The sequence below is a fragment of the Alteromonas sp. ABV2_168 genome, assembly GCF_056161165.1.
In genome coordinates, this window is the sequence record NZ_JBSWYQ010000002.1 from 589,762 (window position 1) to 600,421 (window position 10,660).

Annotated in this window: 9 protein-coding genes and 1 rRNA gene; 8 read left to right on the plus strand and 2 right to left on the minus strand. The window is 46.2% G+C overall.

The window, feature by feature from the left end; genetic code table 11:
• Positions 1-48 precede the first annotated feature (48 nt).
• On the minus strand, positions 49-1,689 hold the full coding sequence (locus ACXAH4_RS05495) for a M28 family metallopeptidase (protein WP_474881072.1): 1,641 nt from the start codon (positions 1,687-1,689) through the stop codon (positions 49-51).
• 134 nt (positions 1,690-1,823) lie between these two features.
• On the opposite strand from ACXAH4_RS05495, the gene ACXAH4_RS05500 reads away from it, so the two are divergent.
• The 8 genes from ACXAH4_RS05500 (at position 1,824) to ACXAH4_RS05535 (ending at position 10,201) form a co-directional block, all read left to right on the plus strand.
• On the plus strand, positions 1,824-2,393 hold the full coding sequence (locus tag ACXAH4_RS05500) for a TetR/AcrR family transcriptional regulator (protein ID WP_119499457.1): 570 nt from the start codon (positions 1,824-1,826) through the stop codon (positions 2,391-2,393).
• A gap of 52 nt (positions 2,394-2,445) precedes the next feature.
• The gene (locus ACXAH4_RS05505) at positions 2,446-2,772 is read left to right on the plus strand and encodes a DUF1820 family protein (protein ID WP_474844139.1); all 327 of its coding nucleotides are present in this window, start codon (positions 2,446-2,448) and stop codon (positions 2,770-2,772) included.
• 28 nt (positions 2,773-2,800) lie between these two features.
• Entirely contained in the window at positions 2,801-3,298 is a 498-nt protein-coding gene (locus tag ACXAH4_RS05510) for a hypothetical protein (protein ID WP_349582261.1), read from the plus strand.
• A gap of 101 nt (positions 3,299-3,399) precedes the next feature.
• A complete protein-coding gene (locus ACXAH4_RS05515; RefSeq protein WP_474844141.1) occupies positions 3,400-4,086 on the plus strand; it encodes a hypothetical protein in 687 nt (228 codons plus the stop codon).
• Positions 4,079-5,479 (plus strand): Y-family DNA polymerase, encoded by a 1,401-nt coding sequence (locus ACXAH4_RS05520; RefSeq protein WP_474881074.1) that lies wholly within the window; start codon positions 4,079-4,081, stop codon positions 5,477-5,479. Before ACXAH4_RS05515 ends, ACXAH4_RS05520 begins: the two co-directional genes overlap by 8 nt.
• Entirely contained in the window at positions 5,480-8,554 is a 3,075-nt protein-coding gene (locus ACXAH4_RS05525; protein WP_474881076.1) for an error-prone DNA polymerase, read from the plus strand. It begins immediately after the preceding gene.
• A 178-nt stretch (positions 8,555-8,732) separates the two neighbouring features.
• On the plus strand, positions 8,733-9,272 hold the full coding sequence (locus tag ACXAH4_RS05530) for an acyloxyacyl hydrolase (RefSeq protein ID WP_474844144.1): 540 nt from the start codon (positions 8,733-8,735) through the stop codon (positions 9,270-9,272).
• Positions 9,273-9,385: 113 nt separating this feature from the next.
• Positions 9,386-10,201 (plus strand): hypothetical protein, encoded by an 816-nt coding sequence (locus ACXAH4_RS05535; protein ID WP_474881078.1) that lies wholly within the window; start codon positions 9,386-9,388, stop codon positions 10,199-10,201.
• Between the two features lie 96 nt (positions 10,202-10,297).
• On the opposite strand, the gene rrf is transcribed toward ACXAH4_RS05535, so the two are convergent.
• A 5S ribosomal RNA gene (gene rrf / locus ACXAH4_RS05540) occupies positions 10,298-10,413 on the minus strand.
• Between the last annotated feature and the right edge of the window lie 247 nt (positions 10,414-10,660).

Below are 10,660 nucleotides of genomic sequence, written 5' to 3' on the forward strand. Positions count from 1 at the left end.
AAGAGCGCGATACCGCGCTCTTTTTCGTTAAGCTTAAAAACTCTGAAACTACTGCTTACTGAATGTATTGCCGAAGAAGTCTCCGTCATTCCACTCAGGACGGTTAGCCTGAGTAGCCAGTGTCAGTCCGATTTCAGCGTTCACACGAGTGAAAGTTTTTGCAGCTTCCCAGTTAAATGGCTGGTTAATATCGTCACTGGGCTTGTGATAATGGGTTGCCAGAAACTCACCGAATTTTTTACTGCCATCTATATCAGGATCTTTAGATGTCAGACCGGGTACCATAAACACCGAAGGCACACCCTGCTTTACAAAAGCATAGTGATCAGAGCGGGTAAACAATGCCTGCTCTGGCCAGGGGTCCGGACTCAGAGTAATGCCGGCATTGCCTGCTGCCTCTTCTACTGACGCTTTCATGTCGCTGTGACTGGCACCAAATGCAATAACATCAGCAAAGGGATACGTCAGGATTGGCATATCCAGATTTACGTCAGCCACCATGGATGTTACCGGCACCGTTGGATTACGGGCGAAATAATCAGCGCCCAGCAGCCCTTTTTCTTCGCCGGTTACGGAAACAAACAAAATTGACCGGGATGGCTTATCGGGCAATTCACTGAACAGCCTTGCGGTTTCGAGCATCACGGCAGTACCTGAAGCATTGTCCATGGCACCGTTATTGATGTTGTCTTTCTTAACTGTTTTGGCAAAGCCGATATGGTCGGAGTGGGCAGAAAAAACCACATATTCATTTTTAAGGGTTGGATCGCTCCCTTCAATCATACCCACCACATTCGGGCTGGTAATTTGAGAATGCAGACTCTTCTTACTCAGAGAAATCGTCCCCGGAATCACAAAACCTGCCGGCGATTTGTCTTCTTCCAGTTCCGCGTAAATATCATTCAAAGAATCAGGAGCATTAGCAAATAGTTGCTGTGCGGCCGGTTCGCTAAGATAAGCACTGCCTTTCAACTGTGCGAACGTGTTCGCCGGTACGCCGTTTTCATCCAGCCATGCCATACGGGGAGTATGAATGTAGCTGAGCATATTCTGATACGGGCGTACTTTTTCAGCCACTGGCGTAGAAACCGTTATCATACCAATGGCACCATGCTGTGCAGCATAAGACTGTTTCTGATAACCCGACGCGAAGTGCGCCCCTTCTTCACTGGGGAAAGAGGCCGGCTTACCGGAGAGTACCACTACAATTTTGCCTTCCACATCCAGACCGGCGTAGTCATCGTGATTCAGTTCATCAGCAATAATGCCATAACCGGCGAAGACCATCTCACCGCTCAGAGCAGAGTCGGTGGCCATTAAATCTGGCCCGGTCAAATAATCTTTAGGGTAAGCAAATGACAACGTCCCGCCTTCCGTCTGATAAGTAAATTCGGGAGATTCCTGCACCAGACTGGCCTTGCGGAAAAGTACTGGTTGCATAAAGCCATCCGTACCAGCCGGTTTGAGACCATATTTGGCAAATTCGGTGGCAATATATAACGCAGCAATATCGTGCCCGCGGGAACCGGTATCACGGCCTTCCAGCAAATCATCAGCAAGGAAGAACAGGTGAGATTTAATTCTGTTCGTGTCAGGATTGAAATGGCTGCTAACGGCATCATCCTGCGCCGCCACACCCGTAATAGCAGACGCAGCGAACAGCCCGCTCAGGATTAATTTTCTTATCATAATCATCTTCAAAATTGCATAAACCACGGGCATGTTAACCCGGAAGATGATTTAAGCAAGGCGATTAACCCTATCCCTTGATACTTCCATGGTTTACGCTACGCTCAATAGAAGTACACACTAATGCGACCGCTATGCCAAGAAGCGCACAATACGATATAGACGAGATACTCGGACAAGCTGTGGACATATTCCTTGAATATAGTTTCCACGGCGCCATCATGGATGAAATTATCGCCCGCACCTCTTTTAACCGGCGCGGTTTTTATCTGGAATTTGGTTCTAAACAACAGTTCCTGTACAAAGTTTTAGAGCATTATCAGAAAACTCAGCTGATGCCCGTAGTCAGTGAACTGGAAAATCACCACGGCATCACCGCCATCAATACTTTCTTTTTGCGATATATTCCCCTGGTCTACGGCAGAGGCTGTCTGCTGATTAACTGTGTCTGCGAATTGGGAAAACAGGATCCCACAATCAGAGAAATGGGAAGACACTACCTGGACCGTCTGCAACTCGATTTCATCGGTTGTCTGGAAAAAGCCAAATTGTCAGGGGAAATAAAACCAGACATCAATATTGAGTCTGCAGCCCTTCAGCTTACCAGTTATGTTCAGGGTTTTGCCGTAAACGGCATCCTTGCTGAAAACCGTGAAGAGATGGTCATTGCCACAGAAGCGCTGCTAACCCCGTTGCAGGTTTAACAGAAAACCGTAAAATCATGCTCCCGAATGTGCATTTCAGGTTTTCAATTTCATGAGTAGTAACAACCCTTTGTACCGCATCCAGTTTGTCAGTAACGGTGAACGCTATGAGTTATATGTGAGGGAATTAAGTCAGGACAGTATGTTCGGCTTTGTAGAAATTGGTGATTTTGTCTGGGATACTCATACCAGTCTTGTGGTTGATACCAGCCATGAGAAACTGAAAACAGAGTTTTCAGATGTCGAAAGGACGTATGTACCTATGCACAATGTGTTACGCATTGATGCAGTCAAAAAACAGGGCACGGCAAAAATCACGCAACTTTCTGAAAAAGTAACCGCGTTCCCAAGCCCGATTTACACGCCGAAGAAAGACTGAATTTCCTTAACTGACCGGAGTTGTTGCTTTGCTGGCTTTTAGCATTATTGCAGTATTAGTTTTAATCCTGATATTTTTTGTGCTTAAAGTGCAAAGCTTACAGAAATTAGTCAATTCAAATAAGCATCTGGCAAAGCAAAATGCCAGTAAAGCCAATAGTGCTTTTGTCACTTTGAGTACTACGGCCAAATCTCTGCAGCAAATCTTTATCGAACGGGTTGAATCCGCTAGTAGCAAAGGCCTTATCAGTGGTAAAAAGTATGATGTTTTAATCTTGATTGTGTCCTCATCTGCAAAGATTATTTTTGATAATTGTGAGAAGGGACATTCAATTGAAGAAGGGCTCAATATCGCTTTGCGTGATACCGAACTTTCTATGGAAGACATCAAAAGCTTTATGCAGGAACAACCTAATGATGTGCGTATCAGTTGGGTTAAAAATACCGCCGATGGTTTTATTAAAGCCTGTGATCTTATGACATCAGGGTTACTGGCTCCCCGCGCCTCTTCTTCCGCGTCTGAATAACATTGCTTTAGAAAACAATCACTCTGTTGAAAGATAAACAGGTGTCTTGATCACTGTTTATTTCTGCCTATAATACTGTATAGATATACAGGTAAATTATTATGGCAAATTCGCTTTCTCTGGTTGAAATGCACCCCGGAGTCTGGCGTGGCAGTCAGGCTCAGATGAAACAAAGCCGTCTGCTTGCGACGGGATTCACTCATTTTGATTCAGCATTGTCTGGAGGCTTCCCTGCATCCGGGGTAATCCGCATCGTGTGTCTGCCGGGTTGCGGTGAATTGTCATTTCTTAAATCTGTATTCAATTCATTACAAGCTGAAACGCTGGCGGTGTTTATTAATGCGCCAGGTATGCTTACCGCCCCCTGGCTGAACCGGACCGGCTTAAATCCTTCTGACTGCAAACTTGTCACCGCACCGGATGATTTGAGTGGCTGGGCAACGGAAGAAGCCATCAAATCTGATGCCTGCTCACTCGTGTGCTGCTGGACAAAATCTATCCTCCCCGGACAGGCCCGGCGGCTTCAGGTGGCGGCGGCTCAGCATGAATGTATGGTGCTACTTTTCGAGCACCCTGTGAATGTACAACACCCGCTTCCCATCGCCTTAGATTTACTTTTTATGCCGGCAACTGAAGGTTTTGAAGTGAATATCAATAAGCAATTGAAAGGCTGGCCAGTCCGGGGAGTAAAAGAGCGCTTTAAATACACGCCGGATAACAGTGCTATTGCATCAGCAATGTCCCGCTTTAACCGTCTGCCGGAGCAGGATGGTGCCCGTCATGGCTGATCAGCGCTGGCTGTATGTATACTGTTACCGGCTGACGCTGGATAACGCACTGCATGCAGGAGCCACTGACAACAGTTTACCTGTTGCGGTTTACCACCAGAAACGCAATGCCCTCATTCAGTTAAACCGGGTTGCCCGTGCAGCAGGCATTGAGCAGGAAATGGGACTGGCTCAGGCCGCGGCCTTATGTGAAAACCTGGAGCTCATCGATTACGATGAATCCATGGAGTTGTCATTACTGAAAAATCTGGCCTCTCAGCTTTATGAGTGTGTCGCTGAGATATCAGTTAGCCCGCCGGATGGACTGGCAATACGTATCGATAATCTGGTGCGCTATTACGGCAGCTACGAACAAATATGGGAGGCCGTAAAAGCGGTGCTCCTCTCACGCAACATACGGTGTTATTATGCTTCAGCATGGAGCCCGGACGCGGCCCGCGTACTTGCAAGGCAACAAACAAATATTCTGCTGCTGGAGAACGCATCAATTCGCCGCGCCCTGAATGATCTTCCCGTTTCTGCATTACTGCTCAGTCAGAAAGAGAGTCATGCGTTATACAGAGCGGGCATAAAACACCTGGGAGCCCTGTTTGAATTACCTGCCACTGAAATTGGTAAGCGCTTTAACAGCGATTTACTCAAATATCTGTTCTCACTGAAAGGAGACAGTTATCGTGCAGGACCGTTTTATCATCCGCCTGCGACCTTCGAACAAACGGTTATTCTGCCTTTTGAAGTAACCGGTACAGATAAACTGAATGCGTACCTCAGTAAAATTTTGAAGGATTTAGGCATTTTTCTGCGACTCCGGAATGCCGGCACGCAGTGGCTCATCCTAACCCTCTTTTACAGAGAAACAGACCCTGTAACGCTGGATATCAGAAAATCAGATCTTCGCTTCAGCTTTGATGAATGGGCGAACCTGATCGCCCTTAAACTGGAAACGACAGAACTGGCTGAGCCGGTTATTCAATTCACGTTATGTGCCGGTGAAATTAATGAATATGCCGGTACTGAAGCCGACTTTTTTAATGCCAGGAAGCATTTCTTCGCCCGCCAGCAGCTATTGAGTAAACTCACCGCCCGGTTGGGTAATCAGGCAGTTTCTGACGCCGCCTGGCCGGAGGACCACCGGTTTACGATGGCAAAAGCGCCCCGCTCTCACGCTTTCAGTGAACAGGCTGCACAACATATTCCGGCCTTTATTTTATCTCAGCCACAACGCCTGACAGGAACGCCTAAAATTGAGTTCGGCCCGGTGAGAATAGAAAGCGGTTGGTGGGACAATGCACCGGAACAAAGAGATTACTTCATCGCGCTGAATCAACACGGTCAGCGCATGCAGATATTTAGGGAACAGGGTGGATGGTACATCAGCGGCTGGTATGCCTGAATGCAATATGCAGAACTCGTTACTCAAAGTAACTTCAGTTTTCTTTATGGTGCGTCTTCACCGGAAGAACTGGTAACCACAGCAGCATTCCTGAGCTATCAGGCTATTGCTATCACTGATGAGTGTTCTGTGGCTGGTATTTTGCGGGCGCACAGCGAGATATCGCGCCATCACTTGCCGGTAAAACTGATCAGCGGAAGCCTGTTTAATTTCGGCGAATCATTACAATTTGTGCTGCTCTGCCCGGATAAAAAAGCATGGAGCGAACTGTGCCGTATCATCACCAATGCCAGACGACGCAGTCCCAAAGGAGAATATGCGCTGGCAGAGTGGGACATCAAATCTATCCGGCACTGTATTATCATCTGGCTTCCTCACCATAGTGATGAAGAAAATGTCCGCTGGGGAGAATGGTTCAAACGCTTTCATCCTGAAAGAACATACATCGGCGCTGTCCGTCACCTTGATGGCAGAGATCATCTTCGTTTCGCTCAGTATGAGGCACTTCATGATAGTTTATCATTGCCGGTAACAGCGTGTACCCACGCCCTTTTTCATCACAGCGAGCGGCTTGCATTACAACATGTCATGCATGCTATGAAAGAAAATACCACGGTAGACAAACTGGGTCTTAATGCTGTCTCAAATGCAGAAAGAGCACTCCGTCCGCTTAGTAAATTACAAAAGCTGTATCCGGCAGCCTGGCTTGCAACCGCATCCAGAATTGCGTCTCAATGTGTATTCAGTCCTGACGAACTCAAATATCAATATCCTGCGGAACTGGTTCCGGCTGGTTATAACGCAACAAGCTGGCTGAGGAAATGCGTCGAAGAAGGCATTACAAGGCGATTTCCGGCAGGGATATCTGACTCTGTGCGGGCCATCATAGAAAAGGAGCTAACACTGATTGAGGAACAGCAATACGAATATTTCTTTCTGACCATTTACGACATTGTTCAGTTTGCTGCCGCGAACGATATTTTGTATCAGGGTCGTGGCTCAGCAGCTAACTCGGTTGTGTGCTATTGCCTTGAAATCACCGCTGTCGATCCCAGACAGATTAATGTGTTATTTGAGCGCTTCATTTCTAAAGAAAGAAATGAGCCGCCGGATATTGATGTGGATTTTGAACACAGCCGGCGGGAAGAAGTCATTCAGTATATTTACAGCAAATACGGCCGTGAACGCACAGCGCTGGCAGCGACAGTAATCAGCTTCAGGTTTAAAAGCGCATTTCGCGAAACAGGTAAGGCGCTGGGTTTTCCCGAATCCCAACTGGATTATGTGATTAAAAATATAAACCGGCGCGACAGAGCCGTGCCCTGGCAGACTCAAATAGAATCCTGCGGTTTAAATCCGCAAAACCCTAAGGTAAGTCAGTTAATCAGCTTAACTGAACAAATTACGGGTTTCCCGAGGCACCTGTCTCAGCATGTGGGAGGGTTTGTCATTTCAGCCGGTCCGTTATATGAACTGGTACCTGTTGAAAATGCTGCGATGGCAGACCGCACAGTCATTCAATGGGACAAAGATGATTTAGAAACCTTAGGATTACTGAAAGTTGATGTACTTGCTTTAGGCATGTTAACCGCCATCCGGAAGACCTTCGCCCTGCTAAACCGTCAGTTTCCGGTGCCGGTATCGATACCGTTTATCACCGCACTGGGCGATGATCAGCAAGTCTACGATATGATTTGTAAAGCCGATACAGTGGGCACATTCCAGATTGAGTCCCGTGCACAGATGACCATGCTGCCGAGGCTCAGGCCACGTTGTTATTATGATTTAGTCGTACAGATAGCTATCGTCAGGCCGGGGCCGATACAGGGCGATATGGTGCATCCTTACTTACTGCGTCGTCATGGCAAAGAAGCCGTATCTTATCCGTCAGAGGAAGTCAGACAGGTACTATCCAGAACCATGGGCGTGCCTATTTTTCAGGAACAGGTTATTCAACTGGCGATGGTCGCTGCCGGCTTTTCGGGCGGGGAAGCCGATCAGCTTCGCCGTGCTATGGCGAGCTGGAAAAAAGATGGCCGCATTTATGAATTCCGGGACAGGCTGATTAAAGGCATGACGGAACGGAACTACGAACCGGCTTTTGCGGAACACCTTTTTGAACAAATAAAAGGTTTCGGGGGTTACGGGTTTCCCGAATCGCATTCAGCCTCTTTCGCTGTACTGGCCTACGTATCCTGCTGGTTGAAATGCTATTTCCCGGCAGAGTTTTATGTTGCCCTGCTCAACAGTTTACCTATGGGCTTTTATTCGGCTTCACAACTGGTTCAGGATGCCAGACATCATGAGATCACTGTGTTACCGGTCTGTGTAAATGCGTCGGACTTTGATCACAAGATAGAGCTGAAGGCAGGGATTAAGCAAATCCGGCTCGGACTACGACTGGTGAAAGGATTATCAGAAAATGGCGCTGTATTGCTTGAATCTAAGAGACCTGAAGAAGGTTACCGGAGTTTAACTGAACTTAAGATGTCCGGTTTTGCGGAATCTGATTTGTCCTCTCTGGCCAGTGCGGATGCTTTTTTCAGCATATCCGGTAATCGTTACCGTGCAAGATGGCAAATGATGGATAAGCACAGCACAATGCCTTTATTCACTGATCAGAATGAGCAACTGCCCTTCGATTTTGCACCGGATGACAAAGACGCATTGCTGGAAGATTATGCGTCAACAACATTATCGTTAAAGCAACATCCGGTTGAGCTTATCCTGCGAGACTATTCTGTCAGGCAACTGACATTGGCGCGGGAGTTAATTAACAGACCCAACAAATCTGTAGTACACGTACTGGGTTGCGTTACATGCAGACAAGCCCCCGGCACGGCATCCGGCGCGACGTTTTTTACCCTTGAAGATCACACCGGCAACATGAATGTGGTTGTCTGGCAAGCTACCGCCAGACATCAGCATCAGGCATATCTCAAATCACAGATCCTGCAAATTGATGGCATTCTTGAACGTTCACCCGAAGGGGTTATTCACATTATTGCGGGAAAGCTGACTGACAGAAGTAGCTGGCTGGATACATTGAATTCAGGAGCAAGAAACTTCCACTAAACTTTTTATGCTGTTTTCTACTATGAAAGATTTACTTACCTTTACACTAACTTACAAACATCCTTGAATGTTTGTTTTCAAACCTCCATTTATCTCCCTGTAAATTGGCGCATTTTTTATTGGTGAGCATTTTGCAAACGTGTTTACACAAACATGTTGCAATACTCAGGAGGAACACATGTTTTCATTTTTCAGATACAGTTTATTTGCCGCGTTCTTGTACGGCATCACATTCTCTTCAATGGCAGGCCAGTCTGTAGCGATCGATTATCTTCATGGCTTTGATGACATTAAAGGTGTCAGAGTTGCTTACCGTCCCGTTACCACATCTTTGTATACCGACTGGTTTGGAGACATCAAACTATATTGGGAGGCAAGCTTTAATGTTTGGGAATACGGCCGTTATAATGATCACGACACCAATCTGGCACTGGCGCTTTCTCCGGTTTTGGTAAAGCAAATTTCAACGGTATACGACAAGTATCCGTTGTATCTTGAAGCAGGTATCGGGGCAAGTCTGGTTAATGACCGTCATTTTGCCGGAAAGAACATTGGTTCACATTATCAGTTTGAAGATCGTCTCGGACTACTCCTTAGTTTAGATGAACAAGAAGTCAATCAACTCGCTCTGAGGTACATGCACTATTCCAATGGCGGACTGAACAGCGATAATCCCGGTCTGGACTTCCTGAACGTGTCCTATTCATACCATTTTTAGTTACATAAATTTTGTTGCCGGTTTGTAAACCGGCACTTGCAATTGCTTATTGATTCCATAAAATATGGTCAATTTTCAAGCACTCTTAATCAGAGTAAGCACCGGCATGAACAGTGTTATTTAAAAAGAATAAACAGCCGCTAAAGCGCCTTTCATCACTTGCTTTGCTCTTGTCATCCTTTATTAATCCAAGCCCGCCGGCAAAGGCAGAAACCTACATTGTAGGGCTGCAAAACTTTGATTATTACCCTCATTATAATTTCACCTCAGATCAGGACAGAGGCTTCATCTGGGCAGTTCTCGAGCTTTATGCCAGGGAGTCCGGTCATACATTCATTTATCAGACAATGCCTGTTCCACGCCTGCAGATAGAGTTGGCTAAAGGCACGGTTGATTTGATATATCCCGATAACTCAATCTTTCATCCGGGTATTACTGAATCAACTGAAAAACACTACTCTGTGGATGTGGTGAAAACTTTAAGCGGTGCAATTATTAAACGCAGCAATGTGAACATGGAAATCAATGAAGTTTCAAAAGTGAGTTTACCATTTGGCTTTACCCCACTTGACTGGAAGGGTAAAGAGAAAAACGGTGACATTGATTTTGTAGAGACTGAGGACAGCCTGTCAGCGCTGCAATTGGTTGAGCAGGGTAAAACCGATGTGGCAGAAGTCGATTATTTCGTTACCAGCTATTTATCTGAAGCAAATCCCACGATTGGCGAATTCACTATGTCACCGGTTCTGCCACACAATATCGTTGGTTTTAAGCTTGCGAGCATAAAGCAACATGGGCTTATCAAACAGATTAATGACTTTCTGACCGGCAATGAATCACGTATTGATGAATTGAAATTGAAGTATGGTATTCATGATCCTGAAAACCTGATCAAAGATATTCAGTCAGCTTATGTCAGAAGTGAGTGACCATAACGAATTGAAGAGTCTTGTATTACACAAATAGATGCTTGAGTCAGAAACGAAAAAAGCCCGCTCAGATGAGCGGGCTTCTTCGAATTGGGAGCCTGACGGTGTGCTACTCTCACATGGGGAGACCCCACACTACCATCGCCGCTAACGCGTTTCACTTCTGAGTTCGGAATGGATTCAGGTGGTACCACGTCGCTATTGCCGTCAGGCATAAACTTTGTCGTGCAAAATCGAGTGCTTTTCTCGACTTTTGCGCAAGGAGGACATTCATTACACTCAGTTGTGTGCCAAGTCCTCAATGCTTATCTTAACAATCTTGGAAAGCTGGATATCTTCATCAATCAGAGTAACGCTACTCTAACTCATTAATTAGTCAGTCTTTAACTTACAACTTCTAAGTAAAAGCTACTTAGGCGTTGTATGGTTAAGCCTCACGGGCAATTAGTACAGGTTAGC

What these genes read in the sequence shown, in the direction of transcription:
- ACXAH4_RS05495 (WP_474881072.1), bottom strand. Translation starts at nt 1,689, where the DNA reads ATGATAAGAAAATTAATCCTGAGCGGGCTGTTCGCTGCGTCTGCTATT.
- ACXAH4_RS05500 (WP_119499457.1), top strand. Translation starts at nt 1,824, where the DNA reads ATGCCAAGAAGCGCACAATACGATATAGACGAGATACTCGGACAAGCT.
- ACXAH4_RS05505 (WP_474844139.1), top strand. Translation starts at nt 2,446, where the DNA reads ATGAGTAGTAACAACCCTTTGTACCGCATCCAGTTTGTCAGTAACGGT.
- ACXAH4_RS05515 (WP_474844141.1), top strand. Translation starts at nt 3,400, where the DNA reads ATGGCAAATTCGCTTTCTCTGGTTGAAATGCACCCCGGAGTCTGGCGT.
- ACXAH4_RS05520 (WP_474881074.1), top strand. Translation starts at nt 4,079, where the DNA reads ATGGCTGATCAGCGCTGGCTGTATGTATACTGTTACCGGCTGACGCTG.
- ACXAH4_RS05525 (WP_474881076.1), top strand. Translation starts at nt 5,480, where the DNA reads ATGCAATATGCAGAACTCGTTACTCAAAGTAACTTCAGTTTTCTTTAT.
- ACXAH4_RS05530 (WP_474844144.1), top strand. Translation starts at nt 8,733, where the DNA reads ATGTTTTCATTTTTCAGATACAGTTTATTTGCCGCGTTCTTGTACGGC.